This is a genomic window from Parageobacillus thermantarcticus (genome assembly GCF_900111865.1).
Lineage (GTDB): Bacteria > Bacillota > Bacilli > Bacillales > Anoxybacillaceae > Parageobacillus > Parageobacillus thermantarcticus.
The window spans coordinates 59,206-79,633 of record NZ_FOJS01000009.1 but is presented as its reverse complement, the minus strand read 5'-3'; the positions used below and the strand labels follow the sequence as shown (position 1 = coordinate 79,633).

The window sequence follows — 20,428 nt, the reverse complement described above, 5'->3', positions numbered from 1 at the left end:
ATCGAACTGATGCTTGTATTGCTTTTGCGATAAGGGAAAGCCAGAGAATGAAGAGGTGGAAGCGGTGAACAAAAATCTGAATAACGTATTGCCCTTTAGAAATTTCAGATTAAGTGGCAATTTGACCTAACCGTTTCAACGTACTATAGACTGCCGATTCGAACTCGATGAAGCCTAAGTACGAAGCCACATCGTGGAACGGGAAGATTTGAGAAGCCCAAAATCCACCAATGCCGTTCTTACGGTCGATCCAGTAGAACAGGTTGGCCAGCCCGGCCCACATCAACTGACCTGCTGGGCGTCCTGTAGGTGTGGGATCCTCGTTTACTTGGAATGTATAAGCCCACGATTTTTGTACGCCAGGGTAGAACTCACCATCATTAGCTAGAGATGGATCAGACGAGATCCAGCCGCCACTCTTTAATGCGCCAAGCCCGTTCTGAGTCATTTGCGCGACCGTTTCCGGTTTAAGCACACCTGCACCGTCATTTAGGATCATTCGGATAAACTTCATATATTCACCAATGCTGGCGTACAAGCCGTGTCCTCCCATGTCCATTTCGGGAGATTGTGGCAGGATGAGATCAGGTAGTGGTGTGATATTGCCATCTTTGGTGCGACTGTGAATGGTTGCGCGACGTTCCATCATTGACGGCGTTAGCGTGAATCCGATGTCGGTCATGTCAAGGGGAGCAAAAATATACTCGGCCATTACCTCCCCCAGTCGTTTACCGCGTACGGCTTCGACAACCTTGCCAACCCAGTCGATGTTAACACCATAGTTCCAGCGTTCGCCTGGCTCGAATAGCAGCACACTTTTGATCGAGTCAAAGGTGCTAGTGAGTATGGAAGGGATTTCTTTTTGATCACGATATTTTCGATCCTCATGACTAAAGAATTCGTAACCGAAGCCGGCGGTGTGGAGCATCAGCATGTTGATTGTAATGTCTGTTCTAGGTTCTCTTAGTTTGGGATGCCCGTTTTCATCGAAACCATCAAGAACTTTAATCTCAGCAATCTCAGGAACATATTTCTTGACGGGATCGTCAAGTTTCACTTTTTCTTCCTCTACCAATTAAGCAGGATTTCTTTTGTGGATATGGAATATATGTAAAAAAAGGAGGAGACAAATCATGGGTGATATTCGCTATCCGATTGGCAAATTTAAAGCTCCGGAGGAATTTCGGGAAGAAGATGTAAAACAGTGGATTGATGATATTCGCCAAGCACCCGCCAAATTGCGGGAGGCGGTCAGCGGGTTGAATGAGGAGCAGCTGAATACGCCGTATCGCGATGGAGGATGGACAGTTGTGCAAGTTGTGCATCATCTCGCCGACGCAAGCATGAATGCGTTTTTGCGCACGAAATGGATATTAACAGAGGACGTGCCTTCGATTAAACCGTTTGAAGAAAGCGAGTGGGCGAAAACGATAGAAGCTCGTTCATTGCCGATCGAATCATCGCTACAATTGCTCGAAGGTCTTCATGAACGATGGGCTCGCTTGCTTGAGTCGCTGCGCGCCGAAGATTTCGAACGGAAGTTTTATCATGAAGGAACAAAAGAAACCGCTCCTTTATACGTGTTAACGGCGCTATACGCATGGCATGGAAAACATCATACGGCGCAAATTACTTCGTTGCGGGAGCGAAAAGGCTGGAACTAAAGCTGCCTCTAGGCAGCTTTTTTTATCTCATTACGCAATCGGAAGGGAGAGAAACTCATGCTTGAAATCGCTGCGCCGCCTTTGCCGACTTTTTTGGCGGGAGGAGAGGCAGTCTACCGGATTGGCCAATGTCATCCCAACCGGCGCGATATTGGTGTGTTTGATTTGTTAATTGTTGCGGATGGCTGTCTTTTTCTTGGAGAAGAAGGGAAAGAGTTTCGCGTCAAAAGCGGGGAATTTCTGATTTTATATCCCGATTGTCACCATTATCCAACTGCTGCTTGTCAAGAGGAGACGCGTTTTTATTGGTTTCATTTTATGGCGGCACACCGATGGAGGCATGTGGAGAAAGCGCATCATGAAAAAAGTGACAGGGTGACACGGCGAAATTTATTTTCAGAGCAGCCGTTTGCGATTCGTCTTTCCAAATACGGGGCAATTCGCAATGTGGAAACAGTAGAGCGAATATGTGAACAGCTTGTTCGCTCATTGAGCGACATATCTTTTTTTGGGGAATGGCAGCGGCATGTTTGGTTTCAACAACTGCTTCAAGAGTTATGCACACATGCCGTTACAGACACGTCATCCCCGGCGGTGACGGTCGCTGAACGGGCAGCGGAATTTTTGCGGAAAAATTATTACCGCAAAATAAGTTACCGCGATATTGGCAAAGCGTTAAGGTTTCATCCAAATCATATTGCCCGATGCATGCGGGCGGTATATGATTGTACTCCAATGGAATATTTGCAAAGGGTGAGGTTGGAACAAGCGCGTCTGCTTCTTGTTTCTAGCGATTTAAGCATTGAGCAAATCGCCGATCGTTGCGGCTTTTCTCAGTTAGCCTATTTTAGTCGTGTATTTAAACAGTCTGAAGGTATCAGTCCAAACGAGTTTCGTAAGCAATACGGCATGCGCTCCCAAACAAAGAGGATGTTACAATAATACAAATTATTGTTATGATTTTCTCTATTTTTTCCGATGTTTGGAAAGTAAAATGAAGAAAACAAAAAATTAAATATATTGTTTAGGTGGGGGTTTTAAGGATGTAAACAGATGTGCGGCGGAAGCTAAACAATAATTGGATGGGAGACTTTGCAGGAAAGAGGGGAAAGCATGTCTGTTTTTCGAAAATTAAGGCAGTTTTATCTTCCATATAAAAAGGATTTTATTTGGTCAATGATTTTTTTGCTTGTTGTTACGGGGATTACGGTCGTATATCCGATGATTTTGCAGCTAACGATTGATGACGTGATCATCGGGCACCGATATGAGTTAGTGCCATGGATGGCGATCGCGTTTGTCGGAGTTATGGCGTTAAAAGCGTTATCGACGTTTATTCAGCATTATTTGGCGGATATGTTCGGCATTCAAGCGGTTCGTGCTCTAAGGGATGCGTTGTATGAAAAATTGCAGCGGCTGCCGTTTAGTTATTATGATAACGCGAAGACCGGAGATTTAATGTCACGGTTGACGTCCGATGTCGAAGGATTCCGTTTTTTTCTTGCATTCGGCTTTTCGGAAGCGCTGCGTTTTCTCATTATGGTCGGCGCAAGCTTCTGCGTCATGCTATATTATTCTCCGAAATTAACGTTTGTGACAGTGGCCGCGCTGCCGTTTTTGGCGGTTGTCGTTTATCAGTTTGATCGAAATGTTCATCCTGCGTTTCGCCGGGTGCGCCAATCATTCGGGAAGCTAAATACAAAAGTGCAGGAAAACATTAGCGGAATTTATACTGTGAAAGCCCTTTCGAAAGAAGCGGCCGAAATGGAACGGTTTAATGAAAAAAACGGAAATTTAAAAACGAGCCAGCTCGCGACGTCTGAGCTTTGGGCAAAATATTTTCCATTAATGGAGGCAATCGGAAATATTTGTGTTGTGCTGCTGTTGGCATATGGCGGTTATCTTGTGACGCATGAAAAGCTGCAACCGGGCGAGCTCGTCGCTTTTTACAGCTTAACATGGTATATTTTAGGACCGATTATGCAGCTTGGGTTTACGATTAATATGTTTTCTCAGGCAAAGGCGTCTGGGGAACGGCTATTAGAAATTTTGGAAGCAAAAGAAACGATTCGCGACGAGAACGTTGATCATACGACGCCGCATATCAGAGGAGAAGTCGAATTTCGCAATGTGACGCTATATTATCGTGCCGACGCTCCTCCAGCATTACAAAACGTCTCTTTTTATGCGTACCCTGGGAAAACGATAGGGATCATCGGTGCGACAGGCTCGGGCAAATCAAGCATCACTCATTTAATTTCTCGCTTTTACGAACGAAGCGATGGAGAGATTTTGATCGACGGTCGCCCGATCGAGCAATATTCGCTAAAAACGCTTCGTTCCAACGTTGGTGTCGTTTTTCAAGAAACGTTTTTGTTTTCGTCGACGATTCAATCAAATATCGCCTACGGCCGGCCAGATGCGACGATGGAAGAAATCGTTGACGCGGCAAAGCGGGCCGGGGCGCATGACTTTATTATGGAACTTCCAGACGGATACGATACCGTTCTCGGTGAGCGCGGACTGGGGCTTTCCGGTGGACAAAAACAACGAATCGCAATTGCGAGGGCGATTTGTAAAAACCCGAGCATTCTCATTTTAGACGACGCGACGAGCGCAGTGGATATGGAAACGGAATTACGCATTCAATCGGCATTGCGTGACGTGATGAAAGGAAAAACGACGTTTATTATTGCCCATCGTATTTCTTCATTAAAACATGCAGACGAGATTTTAGTGGTTGAACAAGGGCGAATTGTCGAGCGCGGCACGCATGATGAGTTGCTTCGGCAAAACGGATTGTATAAGCGCATTTATGATATTCAATACCAAGATCGCGCGACAGTGTTGCAGGGAGAGGCAAGGTAGGTGAAAGAGATGAAAGCAATAGAGAAAAGGCGACTTGTGCTGGAACGATTTCATTATCCGCAAGATGTCGCGATCGATAAACCGTTTAACTGGCGGCAAATGTGGCGGCTGTTAAGCTACTTAAAACCATATGTGACGAATTTATTGCCGCTTTCGTTGATGACGGTGATGGTCTCGACTATTGCGCGGTTGTTTTTGCCGATTTTAATCGGAGTGTATATGTTTGATAAAGCGATTATTCAAAAAAATACGAAGCTATTAACGATGCTTGTTCTTCTTATTGCCGGATTGTATCTTCTTTTGTATATTGCCAATTTTTTTCGCATTCGCTGGATGAACATGCTTGGACAAAACGTCATTTATGATTTGCGCAAACATTTGTTTACACATGTGCAAACATTATCGCATCGCTTTTTTGATGAGCGCTCGGCAGGTTCGATTCTCGTGCGGATCATGAATGACACGACATCGCTGCAAGATTTATTTACGAACGGTGTCGTGAATTTGCTGATGGACGTCTTGCTGCTAGCGGGAATTATTACGATTTTGCTGTCGTTAAACGTGAAGCTGACGGTCGCGATTATGGTTATTTTGCCGATCATGTTTTTTATTTCGACAAGCTTGCGCAAACGTATCCGCTCTTCATGGCAGCGAGTACGCATCAAACAGTCTCAATTAAATTCGCATTTAAACGAAAGCTTGCAAGGAATTCGCGTCACACAATCGTTTACGCAAGAACAAGAAAATAGCGAATACTTTCAAGGAATCAACGAAGAAAACTTTGTAACGTGGAAGGAGGCGGTAAAGAAAAACGCGATGTTCGGCCCGTTTGTGGAAATGACGACCGCGCTAGGCACAGCGATTTTAATATGGTACGGGGCGATATTAATTCAACAAGGAGAATGCACGATCGGAGAGTTTGTTTCATTTTCCTTTTATTTAGGCATGTTCTGGGAGCCGATTTCGCGGCTTGGGCAAGTGTATAACCAAATTTTAATGGGGATGGCTTCATCGGAACGGATTTTTGAATTTTTGGATGAACGGCCGCTTGTTGGGGAAGCGGAAAATCCGATTGCCATCGACCATATTCGCGGACGCATCGATTTTGAGAACGTGGAATTTTCTTATGACGATAAACGGAAAGCGTTAAATGGAATTTCGTTCACCATTCATCCAGGGGAAACGGTCGCGTTTGTCGGCCATACAGGATCAGGAAAAACGACGATCGCCAATTTAGTCATCCGCTTTTATGACGCAACGCGCGGCGTTATTAAAATCGACGGACATCCGATCCAGCGAATTTCGCTTGCCAGCCTTCGTTCGCAAGTGAGCATCGTTCTCCAAGATACGTTTATTTTCTCGGGGACTATTATGGAAAACATTCGTTTTGGAAATCCAAGCGCGAGCGATGAGGAGGTGATGGCAGCAGCGAAAGCGGTCGGCGCTCACGATTTTATTATGAAGCTGCCAAACGGATACGAAACGGAAGTCGAAGAGCGCGGCAATATATTATCAACCGGTCAGCGCCAGCTTCTTTCGTTTGCGAGAACGCTGCTTGCTGATCCGAAAATTTTGATTCTTGATGAAGCGACAGCAAGCATCGACACGGAAACGGAGATGGTCATCCAGAAGGCGCTGAAAAAACTGTTAAAAGGAAGAACGGCGATGATTATCGCCCACCGGTTATCCACGATCCGTGACGCGGACAACATCATCGTGCTTGATCACGGCGAGATTATCGAACAAGGAACGCATGACGAACTGATGAAAGCGCGCGGCGCGTATTGTGAACTTATTAAAGCGCAGTATAAAATGCTTTGAAGTATAATGAGTGAAGGGGCTGACCGCATTTTTCGGTTAGTCTCTTTTCTCTTCTATGATGAGGAAAGGAAGATATCGGTCAGTCCAAATATTGTGTAAAATCCCATTACTAGTGCAGTAAACTTAAAATTTTTGGAAAATAAAATCGCTTTTTACCGTTTTGTTTTTGCACAATTTCGCGGACTTGATCCACATATCGGGGCAAAAAAACAAAGGTTTATTTCTATCATGGTCTTTGCTATTTTTATGTTATACTACAAAATATTAAGGAACCCGAAATAAAAAGACAATTTGGAAGGAGGATGTTTTGTGAATGTGCAACGAAGTAACGCAATGATAGGAGTAAAAGAAAAAATTTGGACAAAAGATTTTGTGCTAATCTGTTTAGCCAATTTTTTTGTTTTTCTCGGCTTTCAAATGACGTTGCCGACGATTCCGCTTTTTGTCGAACATCTTGGCGGAAATGATCAGTTAATCGGTTTAGTTGTCGGGATTTTTACGTTTTCGGCGTTAATTATGCGACCATTTGCCGGCCATGCGCTTGAGACGAAGGGACGGCGTTTCGTATTTTTGCTAGGGCTTGCGATCTTTGTCATTTCTGTAGGATCGTATAGCTTTATTACGAGCATTTTATTGCTCTTTATGATGAGGGTTATTCAAGGCGTCGGCTGGGGATTTTCCACCACAGCAGCAGGTACGATTGCAACAGACATCATCCCTGCCAGCCGAAGAGGCGAAGGAATGGGGTATTATGGCTTATCAGGAAATTTAGCGCTCGCTTTCGGACCGTCTGCGGGGTTACTGCTTGCCGGAATTTTGTCATTTCACTATCTTTTTTTCATTTGCGCCGCTTTAGGTTTGGCATCACTGTTGTTTGCCGCGAATATTACATATAAAAAGGTTGAGAATCCGCAAATGCAAGCACATCATAAATGGGACATTTATGAAAAAAGCGCGCTGGAACCGTCGATTTTACTATTTTTCCTTACGGTGACGTTTGGAGGAATCGCATCGTTTCTTCCATTATATACAGCGGAAAAAGGGATTTCAGGAATTCAATGGTATTTCCTGCTATACGCGCTTGCCCTCATGGTAACGAGAACGTTTGCCGGGCAGTTGTATGATAGAAAAGGACACCGCGCGGTATTTATACCGGGCGCTGCGCTGATTCTCATTGCAATGTTATTGTTGGCTTGGCTGCCAAGCAATGTGATTTTGTTTACCGCGGCCATTCTTTACGGGTTGGGATTTGGAACGGTACAACCGGCGCTACAAGCATGGTCTGTTGAGAGGGCGGCAAAAAACCGCAAAGGAATGGCGAATGCGACATTTTTCGCGTTTTTCGATTTAGGGGTTGGCGTAGGAGCGATGGTTTTTGGACAAATTAGCCACTGGTTTGGTTATTCAAGCATTTATATGACCGCCGCGCTCTCCGTGCTAATTTCGATTAGTTTTTACTTATATATTTTGCATAAAAATAAAAAAATGTTAAACGCTTAGGACCACATGGTAATCCTAAGCGTTTTCTACTATTACCTGCGCGAGCGCACTTCGTAAATGGCAAATTTTAAATAATCGCCTTCATCGGCGGCAAGAAGCTTTGGATGATCGTAGCCGGCGCCGCTCCAGTACACTTGCCGCAAAATTTTCTTTGCGTCAAACGCCGCTTCCGCGATCATTTCGCGGAATAAGTCAGCATGCACGTGGTACGAGCAGCTTGCTGTGACGAAAAAGCCGCCATCTTTGACAAGTTTTAAACCGTTTAAGTTGATGTCTTTATAGCCGCGCAGCGCTTTCGGAACGGCTTGTGCCGATTTCGCGAACGCCGGCGGGTCAATGATGACGATATCCCATTTCTTCCCAGCGCGAACTGCTTCACGCAAATAATCGAACGCATTGGCGACGACAAAATCGACGTTTGTAAAACCGTTTAACGCAGCGTTGCGCTTCGCTGTTTCAATGGCGTGTTCGGAAATATCGACAGCGGTGACATGTTTTGCACCGTATAAGCACGCATTGAGCATAAACGAACCGGTATGAGTAAAACAGTCGAGCACTGTCGTCTCGCTGTTAATAAGCGGTTTAATTGCCGCGCGGTTTTGTCTTTGATCGAAGAAAAATCCAGTCTTTTGTCCATTTTCAATGTCAACGATATATTTGACGCCGTTTTCTTCAATCAGCACTTCTGTTTCCGACTCGCCGTACCAAAAGCCTTTTTCTTGTGTCAATCCTTCCAGTTCACGAACGTACACGTCATTGCGCAAATAAATCGCTTTTGGCTGAAAAACTTCCAGCAAGCCGCGCAAAATCCAGTCTTTCCGTTTTTCCATTCCGAGGGAAAGAATTTGCACGACAAGCACGTCTTCGTATTTATCGACGATCAGCCCCGGCAAAAAGTCGGCTTCGCCGTAAATGGCGCGGCATGAGCGAACGCCGGGAATCATTCGCTGGCGGTACTCCCATGCTTTGCGGATTCGATCGACAAAAAATTGTTCATTTAGTTCTTCATCAGGATTTTGTGTCAAAACGCGTACAATGATTTGCGATTTCGGATTAATGTAGCCTTTTGCCAAAAAGTAACGTTGATGATTGTATACATCGACAAAATCGCCTGGTTCAAAATCGCCTTCAATATAATCGACTTCGCTTTGAAAAATCCACGGATGTCCTTGTTCTAAACGTTTTTTCCGCTTTCGTTTTAAAAATACGTTTGCCACATTCTCCACTCCATTATGATGATGTAGTCGTTTGCTTTTTCTATGATACAGAATTAGGGAAAAAGAAGCAATGTGGATAGCGTGTCAGCAGATGATCGCAGCGGCAGATTAGGGATTGGGAAAGCAAGCCGAAGCGCATCAGATTGGCGTTGGGAATGCGCAGTCAAAACATATCGGCAACGAGAAAAGATCGTCGACTGAAAATTCAAGCATATGCGGCGATGGAACGCCTGATGAACGCGGCGGGATGCGAAGGAAAACGAGGTAATATAGGCGCTATGGCGAAAATTTAGAAATGCGTAGCCGAAAAGGGTTGACAATGATATTCACAGTGATATGATATACTCAAATAAGAAAATTTCATAGCGGACGCACAATCCACTAGGGGGGCCTTCAGAAAGGCTGAGATCAAAGTGTGCCTTTGAGACCCTTAGAACCTGATCTGGGTAATACCAGCGTAGGGAAGTGGAGTGGCGCAGTCGTGAATTTCTCTGAACTTTTCTGACGACTAGTGTTTAACACCACTTTCTTTACGCTTTTGTAAAGGAAGTGGTGTTTATTTTTTAAAAGGGGAGACGGTCATTTGCAATAAATTGCGGAAACAGGTCGATGCTATTTGGCAGGCGAGTTTTTGAATTTTTACCGAAAATGGATTGGCACATACGGTTTGGAGCGGCTTTGTAGTCCTAGTGAAAGAGCAAAACGCCTGTTTGATGCGATCGCCGGAGCAGTTATTGCACCGATTGCAAGTGGATGGAACAGCATTTTCTTGTTAAATTTTAGGAGATGGCATATCGTTTAGAAACATGGCCATCAGCAAGAAAGGAGATCAGAGAACATGCCAGCAACAACGAAAGGATTGAAACTCGTTGATATTTTAACAACAATTGTTATTTCAGTTGTTTTTGGAATCATCTATAAAATTTGGGGGCCGCTTTATTACTCTGTTAAGCCACTCGGCTTCCATATCGATCAATTGATTTACGGCATGTGGTTTATCGCTGCGTCGGTGGCGTACTTGTTGATTCGTAAACCGGGCGTCGCGCTATTGGCGGAAATTGCTGCTTCTTCTGGAGAATTTATTATGGGTTCCGAATGGGGGTTAGAAGTGCTCATTTACGGAGTTGTGCAAGGACTTTTAGCGGAAGTTGTGTTTGCCGCGTTTCGCTACAAACGGTTTGATGCGTTGGTCGTGTCGCTAGGAGCGATTGGCGCGACGATCGGTTCACTTGTGATGGATTTTTACAAAGGCTATATTGAAGCGCTCGCTCCTTGGAACTTGGCGTTATTCCTGATCGCCCGTTTTATTGGCGCAATTGTCATTTCCGGTATTTTCGCTGCTTCGCTAGTAAAGGCGTTGGAAAAAACGGGAGTGGCACAAATGTTGCGTCCAGCTTCGAAAGACGATTACGACGCGCTTGATCGTTAAGAAGGTGGAGTGCGAACGATGAAACCGATAGCTTCTGTGGAACGGCTGCGCTTAAAATTTCCTGGGAAAGATACGCTGTTATTCAAAGATTTATCGATCACATTTTATGAAGGAGAAAAAGTGTTGCTGCTCGGTCCATCCGGGTGCGGTAAATCGACATTGTTACAAGTGCTATCCGGCTTGATTCCGCATTCAATCGACGTTCCAATGAAGGCGGAACGGGTGCAGCTTCCTGATCATTGGGGCTATGTCTTCCAAGATCCCGATTCGCAATTTTGCATGCCGTTTGTCGATGAAGAGATTGCCTTTGCGCTTGAAAACATCGGTGTGCCGCGCGAACAGATGAAAGAAAGGATCGAAAATCTGCTAGAAGCGGTTGGGCTTTTTGTCGATCCACATACTGATATTCATACGTTATCGGGAGGGATGAAGCAGCGGCTCGCTCTTGCTTCCGTGCTAGCGCTGGAGCCGGATGTGCTTTTTTTGGATGAACCGACGGCGATGATTGACGAAGAAGGAACGAAAGAAATTTGGCAGACGGTCAAACAAATCGCTCGCGACAAAACAGTGATCATCGTCGAACATAAAATCGATCATGTGCTTGATTTTGTCGACCGGATTATTTTACTGAACGATCAAGGCAAGATCATTGCTGATGGTCAAGCGCAAACGGTGTTTTCTCATTACAAGGATGTCATTGCTTCCCAAGGCATTTGGTATCCCGGCGTCTGGGACGAATATATGGCGAAGCGGCAATACCGACGGTCGGTCGTTCAACAAGAGGAAAAAATGATTCATCTTCGTCAATTTCGCGGATACCGCTTGCGCGATGTAAAAATACGCGTTGAAGAAGCGACTGTACGCGCGGGAGAATGGATTGCCATTACCGGAAAAAATGGCGCCGGGAAAAGCACGTTGCTGCATGCATTGATGAAACTGATCCGCACAGACGGAACGTATGAGTTATACGGAGAAGACAGCAAGAGGGTGAAACAGCTTCACCGTTTGCTCGCGTTTGTCTTTCAAAATCCGGAATTTCAGTTTGTCGCGAACTCCGTGCGTGAGGAGATTGCGTATTCACTTCGTTTGGAAAAACGAAAAGAGGCGGAAATTGCGGAAACGGTCGAACGATTGCTGCGGCGCTTTCATCTTTGGGAGCAGCAAAATCAACATCCATACCAGCTTTCGATGGGACAAAAACGCCGTTTAAGTGTGGCAGCTTCGATCGTAAGCGGGCAGCGAATTTTCCTGCTCGATGAGCCGACGTTTGGGCAAGATGCGAAAAATACGTTTGCGCTTCTTGAACTGTTGGAATCATATCGCGAACAAGGGGCAACGATTCTGATGGTCACCCATGACGAAAACATCGTCAAACATTTTGCGACAAGAAGATGGGTGATTGAAGACGGGCGGCTTGTGAAAGATGAACCAATTTCGCAACATTCGCCCCAAGCAGCGGTACCGTCCGTGTAGGGGGAATTGACTGATGAAATGGAACATTCATTATCGAGAAACGTGGCTGCATCATACGAACCCGAGCTTAAAACTGATGGTGCTCCTTTTGTTGTTTATCGGCGTGTTATTTGTGCACAACCCAAACGTGTTAATCAATTTTTCGCTCGGGCTTCTTTTGCTGTTTATGTTGTATACCGGCTATCCGTGGAAGTTTTTGCTGCTGTTCTTTTTGCCGTTTTTTCTTGTCTTTGTTTCGACGGCGTCATCGATGATTTTGTTTGGCGAAGGCAAGACGACGTGGTTCCGCTGGGGGCTTATCCATGTAACGGAAGAAAGTTTTTTGCGCGGAATGCATCTTGGGTTTCGCGCGCTTTCGTTCGCGCTCCTTGGGCTTTTGTTTTCGCTGACGACAAGGCCGGTCTGCTTATTTTATTCGTTGATGCAGCAATTAAAATTAAAGCCAAAATACGCTTACAGTTTTTTAGCTGGAGTCCGCTTAATCCCGATGATGATTGAGGAATTTCAAACAGTGAGAAATGCGCTAAAAGTAAGGGGGGGTGTAAACAATGGGCTGTTTGAAAAAATGAAGCGGTATGCGATCCCGCTTTTGTCACAAAGCATCCGCCGCGCCCAGCGCATCGCGGTTGCGATGGAAGCAAAGCGTTTTTCGGACGATAATGAGCGGACGTTTTATTACGAAATCGGGTTTGGCAAAAACGATATCATGCTTGTCGTTGTTTTTATCGTGGTGACGGCAGTGGCTTATTACGCGGGAGTTCATTATCCGTACATCCCAGTGGAAGATGTGCGGTAGAAAGCAAGGGATGAAAGTGGAAAGACAGTTTCATATTATTTCGACAGGCAAACAGCCTTTAGAGCAATTCGTTGCGATTTGCGCCCGCGTGCATCCGTATGTGGACGCGATTCATGTGCGGGAAAAAATGAAAACAGCGCGAGAAATTTCCGAGTTTCTCACAGCGTTGATCAAACGGGGAGTACCGCCTAAAAAAATCATCGTCAACGATCGAATTGACGTGGCGGCCGTTTTTGGAGTAAAAGGAGTCCAGCTTGCTCATCATAGTTTATCTGTGCAACAAGTGAAACGCCATTTTCCTTCGCTGTCTGTCGGCTGTTCGGTCCATTCGCTTGAAGAAGCGATGGAAGCGGAAAAAAGCGGCGCTGATTATTGCATATACGGACACATCTTTCCAACAGCAAGCAAACTGGGGGTGCCGCCGCGCGGAATCGAATCATTGCGAAATGTTATCAATCATGTGAAAATTCCTGTTATTGCGATCGGCGGCATCCGTTCCGATAATGCCGAGCAAGTGCTGCGAGCCGGCGCGCACGGGATTGCCGTCATGTCAGCGGTATTTTTTGCCGAAGATCCGGTTGGCGAAGCAAAAAAACTTGTAAGAATCGTAAAGGAAATGGCATGAATGTGAAAGAAAACGTTATCAAAAAAGGAAGAGGGGATTTAAATGGAACGTCACCATTATGACGTCGCGATTGTCGGCGGTGGAATTATTGGCGCTTCCGTCGCTTTTCAGTTGGCGAAACGCCATTTCCGCGTCGGCGTGATTGAAAAAGGTCGGATGGCGAGCCAAGCGTCCAGCGCAGCGGCAGGCATGCTTGGCGCACAGTCTGAATTTTCCGAAGAGAGCCCGCTCATTCCGCTTGCGCTAAAAAGCCGGGCGATGGTTCCTAGACTTGCGGAGGAATTAAAGGAACTTACCGGAATCGACATCGGGCTTGTGCAGAAAGGCATGTTGAAAGTAGCAGTGACGGAGGAAGAAGCAGTGGCTCTTCGCCGCCATTACGAATTTTGGCGGCATACTGATTATCCGGCGCGCTGGCTGTCGGGCGATGAATTAGCAGAAATGGAGCCGCACATTTCCCGTGATTTAACGGGTGTCATGCATATTCCATCAGACGGGCAAGTGAGCGCACCTGATTTTGCTCTCGCCTTTGCGAACGCCTCGATTGTCTATGGTGCAAAATGGCATGAGTATACGGAATTCATCGATTTACAGCGTGAAAATCATTCTTATGTCATTTGCACGAATCACGGAGAAATTGCGGCGGATGCCGTTGTAGTTGCGGCGGGAGCATGGTCTTCACGGGTGCTGGAAAAAGCGGGCATTTCGCTACCAATGTATCCGGTAAAAGGGGAATGCCTTTTGGTCAAAACAGAAAAACCGCTCATTCAGGCGACGGTATTTGCGAAAAACGGCTGCTATATCGTTCCAAAGCGAGGCAATCGGTTGCTGATCGGGGCGACGTCGACGCCGCGCACATTTGACCGAAAAGTCTCGATTCAAGGAATAATGAGTTTGCTTGAACGGGCGCAGCGTCTTCTTCCTGAACTGAAAAATGCCGAATGGGAAAAAGCGTGGAGCGGCATCCGTCCGCAAACGGGCGATGGATTGCCGTACATAGGAAAACATCCATGCTATGAGCGCGTCTGGGTTGCGACTGGCCATTATCGAAACGGGATTTTGTTAAGCCCGATCACCGGTGTGCTGTTGGCTGATCTCATGGAAGGAAAAGAAAGCGAGTTCGATCTTGCTCCATTTTCGCTTACACGACATCAAGCAAAGGTGGGGAAATAATGGAACTGGTTATTAACGGCGAATCGATCCAAGTTCCAAATGAAGTGAAAACGGTCAGCGACTTGCTCGCCCATTTTCAATTGAATAAAAAAATTGCAATTGTCGAAGTGAACTTAACGATTATCCCAAAACAGCAATATGAAACAACGACGTTATGCAACGGCGATAAAGTCGAAATCGTTCATTTTGTGGGAGGCGGTTGATATGTTAAAAATCGGACCATATGAATTTCAATCAAGACTGCTGCTCGGAACAGGAAAATATCCAAATATGGAAGTGCAAAAGCAAGCGGTCGAAGCGTCAGGGGCGGAAATTTTAACGTTTGCTGTACGGCGGATGAACATTTTTGCACCAAACCAACCGAATTTTTTGGAAAATTTAGATCTGACAAAATATAAGCTTCTTCCAAATACGGCCGGGGCGAAAACGGCTGAGGAGGCGGTGCGAATCGCGCGGCTCGCCAAAGCGTCGGGATTATGTGATATGATAAAAGTGGAAGTGATCGGCTGTGAGAAAACGCTGCTTCCGGACCCAGTCGAGACGTTAAAGGCGGCAGAGATATTGCTGCAAGAAGGATTTATCGTTCTTCCATATACTTCTGATGACGTCGTGCTCGCCAAACGGTTGCAAGAGCTTGGCTGCCATGCGATTATGCCGGGCGCTTCCCCGATCGGCTCCGGGCAAGGCATCGTCAATCCGTTAAACTTAAGTCTCATTATCGAACAGGCGACCGTTCCAGTCATTGTTGACGCTGGAATTGGAAGCCCGGCGGATGCAGCGATGGCGATGGAGCTGGGGGCTGACGGAGTGTTGTTGAACACCGCCGTTTCCGGCGCGGCCGATCCAGTCAAAATGGCAAAAGCGATGAAGCTTGCCGTGGAAGCCGGACGTCTCGGCTATGAGGCGGGCAGAATTCCGAAAAAACGGTACGCAACCGCAAGTAGTCCAACGGAAGGAATGAGTGTTGTTTGAATGAACGGTATTCTCGACAACAATTGTTTGCACCAATCGGCGAAGAAGGGCAAAAAAAGATCGCAAAAAAACATGTGCTTGTCATTGGCGCGGGAGCGTTAGGAACGGGAAACGCGGAAGCGCTTGTGCGCGCGGGTGTCGGCAAGATTACGATCGTTGACCGCGATTACGTCGAATGGAGCAATTTGCAGCGCCAGCAATTATATAGCGAAGCGGACGCAAAAGAGCGCATCCCAAAAGCCATTGCTGCAAAGCGGCGGCTGGAAGAGGTAAATTCCGACGTCGCGATTGATGCGATTGTCGGCGATGTAACGGCGCAAGAACTTGAGGAGCTCATCAGAGAGCGAAAACCCGATCTTTTGATCGATGCGACAGATAACTTCGATACGCGCATGATTATCAATGATGCCGCGTATAAATATCACATTCCGTGGATTTACGGCGCGTGTGTCGGGAGCTATGGCATTAGCTACGCGTTTATTCCGGGGAAAACTCCTTGTTTTCACTGCCTGCTTGAGACGGTGCCGACGGGCGGTTTAACATGTGATACAGCAGGAATTATTAGCCCTGCTGTGCAAATGGTCGTCGCGTACCAAGTGGCAGAGGCGTTGAAAATTCTTGTGGAAGATTGGTCCTCGCTTCGCAATAAGCTTGTTTCGTTCGATTTATGGAAAAATCAGCATGCGGCGATTCGCGTGGATCAAGTAAAAAAAGATGATTGTCCAACTTGCGGCGCTCATCCATCGTACCCTTACCTTTCTTATGATCAACAGACAAAAACGGCGGTGTTATGCGGACGAAATTCCGTGCAAATTCGCCCGGCTGGGCAACGAAATTATGATTTACAGGAGCTTGCCGAATTATTTGCCAAACAAGGATTACGCGTAGACGCCAACCCGTATCTTGTCTCTGTGTCGCTTGGAGAGCAGCGGCTTGTCGTCTTTCAAGATGGACGCGCGCTTATTCATGGAACAAAAGATATCCAAGAGGCAAAAACGATTTATTATCGTTATTTAGGATAGGAGCTTCTATCTGTGAAGCTCCTTTTTGTTCGTCGCTTGCCGATAAATGAGAAATAAGAGAATGGACGCTTTCTCTCTCTTTCCTAGCAAAAGTAGCAAATGCATGGGAAGTAATGAAATTGTCAAAAAGTTGTATAAAATGTCTTACGTGTCGAAAAAGGCGCTGTGTTACCATGATAATGGGGATGATTATTGCTAGGAGGGGCATTGAATGGAAGAATTATCTGTGACGTTAAACATTGCTTCATTGCTTGTACTCGCGTATTTGATCGGCTCATGCATCATCGAATCGTAACAAAACTGCAGGAATCATCCTGCAGTTTTGTTATATCATGTTTAGATGATAGGCATTTGGTGAAAAATTTGATATGATAATCATATAAATAAGTATTGATCATACTAACACAAAGCAATGTTTTTTTATTTAGGAGTGTGAAGATTCTTTGGAAGAGTTGCCTCTGAGTCTGTTGGGGTGGTTTTTTCTTTGTATTGCTTTGACCGCTTTCTTTTCCTCGGTGGAAACCGCATTTTCTTCAGCGAATAAAATTCGCCTGAAAAATTATGTGGAAGAAAACCACCGTGGTAGCAAGCGGATAAATTATATCATGGAAAATTTAGACCGCGTCTTATTGACGGTGCTTGTGGCAAACAGAGTCGCAGGCATTGTTGCCGTCGCGCTTTTAGTAGACATCGCGACAACAACGCTTGGCGAACGGGTAGGTCTTATTGTTGCGATTATCGTCATGACTGTGCTTCTTTTAATATTCGGTGAAATTTTACCAAAATCGATTGCGAAAGAGCATGCGGAATCATTGTCGATTCATTATGCGGCAATTGTTTACGCATTGATGAAACTGCTTTCTCCGATCACGACTTTATTTAATGCTGTAAGAGAGCGTGTAGTGAAATGGTTTACGAATGGAACGGTTGTTCCAGCGGTAACGGAAGAAGAGATTAAAGTAATGATTGACTTAAGTGAGGAAGAAGGCATCATCGACAACAAAGAAAAAGAATTAATTCATCGTTCGCTCGATTTTGATGAAATTTTAGTTGGCGAAATTTTTACGCCACGGGCCGATATGGTCGCGGTCGAAGTCAATCAGCCGATTGAGGAAATTCGCGATGTTTTCTTGGAAGAAAAGTATTCTCGTATACCGGTGTATGAGGAAGATATTGATAATGTGATTGGCATTTTATCGGAAAGCGACTTTTTTAGTGAACTTGTGCAACAAAAAGAGATAAACGTTCGCGCGTTGCTACGCAAACCGTTGTTCGTCGTCGAATCGATGAAAATTTCTGATTTGCTACCGGAATTCCAAAAAAGCAAAGTGCATATGGCCATTGTTGTTGATGAGTTTGGCGGTACGGCGGGATTGATTACGCTGGAAGATATTATTGAACAAATTGTTGGGGAAATATGGGATGAGCATGATGAAGCGGTGAAAAACATTCAACAAATCGATGAAAACAGTTATGAATTTAATGCTGAGCTTCCGCTCGACGAATTTTGCGAAATGATGAAAATCGAAGCACCGGCAAGCTCTTCTCATACGTTAGGCGGTTGGATATTCGAAATGTTTGAACGCGTTCCTAACGTCGGCGAAACGTTGCATTACGGTCCGCTTACGTTAACCGTGCGGCAAGTGGAAAATCGGCGAATTAGGAAAGTGCTTGTTTCGTTAAACGAGCCATTCGCGGAAAATATGTAAGGAGCGGGAAGCTCCTTTTTTGTTGCAAATGAACCCAAAAATGCCCCAGGTAAACGCGCCTGGGGCTTTAGCCATGTATATGAAGTTGTTATTGAACGTTGCCGAATTGGCCACCAAGTTGTTGTTGCGCCATTGCGACAAGGCGTTTTGTAATTTCTCCACCAACGGAACCGTTCGCGCGGGAAGTGGTGTCAGGACCAAGGTTAACGCCAAATTCTTGGGCGATTTCATATTTCATTTGATCGATTGCTTGTTGCGCACCGGCGACAAGCAGTTGATTGGAATTATTGTTGCGTGCCATGTGTAATCATCTCCTTGTTTAAGATTGGATGGTTGGGTCGGCTGGATTTGCACCAGCAACGCATGCCATGATCAGCATGCCGCCAAGCTAGGCTGGACCCAATGTGTTGTTTGCGTGGTATTAGTAGTTTGAAACGTTTTTCGTTGCTTATTCATTTATGTCTTATGGTAATTTTTTTCGTTTTACTGTTGCGGATGTTAGGGGAATATGTAAAATAAGGAGCTGTTTTTAGGAGGAAACATCATGAGCATTTGCCCGCTTTGCAACGGTTTATATCATTTGACGGTGCATTGTTCTTATTGCCATAAGCAAATGGAAGATCAAGGAAAGGTTACCGATTATTTTGATGATTACAGTCCTTATATGGATGCGGATATGATGAAATTGGTTGATGGATATCCGGAGACATTCGCCCATCATGAATGCGCGCATCTTTTTTACTGTCCGCGCTGTCGCCATGAGGAAGTGAAATGGATAAAAGAATAGGGCTCTAGCTTTTTCAGGCTAGAGCCTGCCTATTACGGCCTTATTATTTTTCATCAGCGGAACGAATTCGTTTTTCTGTTTCGATATCGAAAAAGTGCGCTTTGTTCATATCCAATGCAAGGTCTAGCTGATAGCCCGGCTTAATTTCGGTGCGCGCGTCAATGCGTGCGACAAATTCTTGGCCGTTAATGTTCGAATAAACCATCGTCTCGGCGCCGAGAAGTTCGGCAACTTCGACGTTAGCGGTAATTTTTGTGTTTGGCGACGCTTCGATAAAGACAGGTTCGTCATGAATGTCTTCCGGACGAATCCCTAAAATGACTTCTTTCCCAACATAGCCTTGCTCACGAAGTACTTTCATTTTTCCTTCTGGAACGCCAAAAGTAACGTTGCCAATAACAAATTTGCCATCTTGCAACGTTCCTTTGAAGAAATTCATCGCTGGGGAACCGATAAAGCCGCCGACAAATATATTTTCTGGTTTTTCGTACACTTCTTTTGGCGTACCGACTTGTTGAATAACGCCGTCTTTCATGACGACAAGCCGTGTTGCCATTGTCATCGCTTCCGTTTGGTCGTGTGTGACGTAAATCGTCGTCGTTTCCAATCGTTGATGCAATTTGGCGATTTCGGAACGCATTTGCACGCGCAACTTTGCATCTAAGTTTGAAAGCGGCTCGTCCATTAAAAATACTTTTGCGTCACGGACGATGGCACGTCCTAGCGCGACGCGTTGGCGCTGTCCGCCGGAAAGCGCTTTTGGTTTGCGATCCAAATATTGTTCAAGGCCGAGAATGCGCGCTGCTTCACGAACCCGTCGTTCGATTTCTGCTTTTGGAAATTTTCTTAATTTTAAGCCGAACGCCATGTTATCGTAAACGCTCATGTGCGGATAAAGCGCATAGTTTTGGAACACCATCGCGATATCGCGATCTTTCGGCGGAACATCGTTCATGCGTTTGCCGTCGATATACAAGTCACCTTTCGAAATTTCCTCAAGACCGGCAATCATCCGCAACGTTGTCGATTTGCCGCAGCCGGACGGACCGACAAAGACGATAAATTCCTTGTCTTTAATATGTAGATTAAAATCTTTTACGGCAGTCACGTTGTTATCGTAAATTTTGTAAATATGCTCTAAACGAAGCTCTGCCATATTCTCACTCCCCCTATGTTGAAATCGTTTTCATCTGCTTTCAGCGTACCGGAAAATGATAGAATTCGTAAATGGACAACATGCACAAAAAAAGAGGGAGATTTCCGGCAAGTTGACGAATAGACAGATTGAGTCCTAATTATTGGGCAAAATTTTGCATTCAATGGAGTGGGCTTGAGTCTAGGAAAAGCGAAATCGCTTACGCCATTCCGAGAC

The 20,428-nt window shown here is 45.5% G+C and carries 20 protein-coding genes and 1 riboswitch; of the genes, 16 read left to right on the top strand and 4 right to left on the bottom strand.

The genetic code is table 11. The features are described 5' to 3' along the window. Nucleotides 1–109: 109 nt before the first annotated feature. Nucleotides 110–1,075, bottom strand: coding sequence for a serine hydrolase domain-containing protein (locus tag BM278_RS07230; RefSeq protein ID WP_279625752.1), 966 nt, complete (start codon nt 1,073–1,075; stop codon nt 110–112). Nucleotides 1,076–1,133: 58 nt separating this feature from the next. On the opposite strand from BM278_RS07230, the gene BM278_RS07225 reads away from it, so the two are divergent. The 5 genes from BM278_RS07225 (at nt 1,134) to BM278_RS07205 (ending at nt 7,853) form a co-directional block, all read left to right on the top strand. Then, a complete protein-coding gene (locus tag BM278_RS07225; protein ID WP_090948684.1) occupies nt 1,134–1,664 on the top strand; it encodes a YfiT family bacillithiol transferase in 531 nt (176 codons plus the stop codon). Between the two features lie 57 nt (nt 1,665–1,721). Beyond that, entirely contained in the window at nt 1,722–2,606 is an 885-nt protein-coding gene (locus BM278_RS07220) for a helix-turn-helix transcriptional regulator (protein ID WP_090948683.1), read from the top strand. Between the two features lie 171 nt (nt 2,607–2,777). Beyond that, nucleotides 2,778–4,532 (top strand): ABC transporter ATP-binding protein, encoded by a 1,755-nt coding sequence (locus BM278_RS07215; RefSeq protein WP_090948682.1) that lies wholly within the window; start codon nt 2,778–2,780, stop codon nt 4,530–4,532. Nucleotides 4,533–4,541: 9 nt separating this feature from the next. Further along, a complete protein-coding gene (locus tag BM278_RS07210; protein ID WP_090948696.1) occupies nt 4,542–6,353 on the top strand; it encodes an ABC transporter ATP-binding protein in 1,812 nt (603 codons plus the stop codon). A gap of 333 nt (nt 6,354–6,686) precedes the next feature. Next, on the top strand, nt 6,687–7,853 hold the full coding sequence (locus BM278_RS07205) for an MFS transporter (protein WP_208601765.1): 1,167 nt from the start codon (nt 6,687–6,689) through the stop codon (nt 7,851–7,853). 32 nt (nt 7,854–7,885) lie between these two features. Here the strand turns inward: BM278_RS07205 and BM278_RS07200 are convergent, their stop codons facing one another. Next, nucleotides 7,886–9,070: a class I SAM-dependent rRNA methyltransferase gene (locus tag BM278_RS07200; protein WP_090948680.1), complete on the bottom strand. Its 1,185-nt coding sequence runs from the start codon at nt 9,068–9,070 to the stop codon at nt 7,886–7,888. Between the two features lie 373 nt (nt 9,071–9,443). Next, a riboswitch (TPP riboswitch) is annotated at nt 9,444–9,551 on the top strand. A 150-nt stretch (nt 9,552–9,701) separates the two neighbouring features. Between BM278_RS07200 and BM278_RS18710 the strand changes: the two genes are divergently transcribed. The 10 genes from BM278_RS18710 to BM278_RS07155 all read left to right on the top strand — a co-directional run bounded on the left by BM278_RS18710 (nt 9,702) and on the right by BM278_RS07155 (nt 18,269). Next, the gene (locus tag BM278_RS18710; protein WP_167359592.1) at nt 9,702–9,872 is read left to right on the top strand and encodes a hypothetical protein; all 171 of its coding nucleotides are present in this window, start codon (nt 9,702–9,704) and stop codon (nt 9,870–9,872) included. Between the two features lie 36 nt (nt 9,873–9,908). Then, complete coding sequence (locus BM278_RS07195; protein WP_090948679.1) at nt 9,909–10,499, top strand: ECF transporter S component; 591 nt, start codon at nt 9,909–9,911, stop codon at nt 10,497–10,499. 18 nt (nt 10,500–10,517) lie between these two features. Further along, nucleotides 10,518–11,972: an ABC transporter ATP-binding protein gene (locus BM278_RS07190; protein WP_090948678.1), complete on the top strand. Its 1,455-nt coding sequence runs from the start codon at nt 10,518–10,520 to the stop codon at nt 11,970–11,972. Nucleotides 11,973–11,985: 13 nt separating this feature from the next. Next, complete coding sequence (locus BM278_RS07185) at nt 11,986–12,768, top strand: energy-coupling factor transporter transmembrane component T family protein (RefSeq protein ID WP_090948677.1); 783 nt, start codon at nt 11,986–11,988, stop codon at nt 12,766–12,768. Between the two features lie 10 nt (nt 12,769–12,778). Continuing rightward, entirely contained in the window at nt 12,779–13,393 is a 615-nt protein-coding gene (gene tenI / locus BM278_RS07180; protein ID WP_208601763.1) for a thiazole tautomerase TenI, read from the top strand. 42 nt (nt 13,394–13,435) lie between these two features. After that, complete coding sequence (thiO, locus tag BM278_RS07175) at nt 13,436–14,566, top strand: glycine oxidase ThiO (protein WP_090948676.1); 1,131 nt, start codon at nt 13,436–13,438, stop codon at nt 14,564–14,566. After that, nucleotides 14,566–14,769 carry a sulfur carrier protein ThiS gene (gene thiS, locus BM278_RS07170; protein ID WP_090948675.1) on the top strand — a complete coding sequence of 68 codons (204 nt, stop codon included), beginning with the start codon at nt 14,566–14,568 and terminating at the stop codon, nt 14,767–14,769. Before thiO ends, thiS begins: the two co-directional genes overlap by 1 nt. A gap of 1 nt (nt 14,770) precedes the next feature. Further along, nucleotides 14,771–15,538 carry a thiazole synthase gene (locus tag BM278_RS07165; protein WP_090948674.1) on the top strand — a complete coding sequence of 256 codons (768 nt, stop codon included), beginning with the start codon at nt 14,771–14,773 and terminating at the stop codon, nt 15,536–15,538. Next, nucleotides 15,535–16,560, top strand: coding sequence for a thiazole biosynthesis adenylyltransferase ThiF (locus tag BM278_RS07160; protein WP_090948673.1), 1,026 nt, complete (start codon nt 15,535–15,537; stop codon nt 16,558–16,560). Before BM278_RS07165 ends, BM278_RS07160 begins: the two co-directional genes overlap by 4 nt. A 443-nt stretch (nt 16,561–17,003) precedes the next feature. Further along, entirely contained in the window at nt 17,004–18,269 is a 1,266-nt protein-coding gene (locus tag BM278_RS07155) for a hemolysin family protein (RefSeq protein ID WP_090948672.1), read from the top strand. Between the two features lie 88 nt (nt 18,270–18,357). On the opposite strand, the gene BM278_RS07150 is transcribed toward BM278_RS07155, so the two are convergent. Beyond that, nucleotides 18,358–18,570, bottom strand: coding sequence for an alpha/beta-type small acid-soluble spore protein (locus tag BM278_RS07150; protein WP_090948671.1), 213 nt, complete (start codon nt 18,568–18,570; stop codon nt 18,358–18,360). 243 nt (nt 18,571–18,813) lie between these two features. Between BM278_RS07150 and BM278_RS07145 the strand changes: the two genes are divergently transcribed. Continuing rightward, nucleotides 18,814–19,056, top strand: coding sequence for a hypothetical protein (locus BM278_RS07145; RefSeq protein ID WP_090948670.1), 243 nt, complete (start codon nt 18,814–18,816; stop codon nt 19,054–19,056). Between the two features lie 43 nt (nt 19,057–19,099). Here BM278_RS07145 and BM278_RS07140 read toward each other — a convergent pair whose 3' ends face one another. After that, nucleotides 19,100–20,212 (bottom strand): ABC transporter ATP-binding protein, encoded by a 1,113-nt coding sequence (locus tag BM278_RS07140; protein ID WP_090948669.1) that lies wholly within the window; start codon nt 20,210–20,212, stop codon nt 19,100–19,102. Nucleotides 20,213–20,428: the final 216 nt, after the last annotated feature.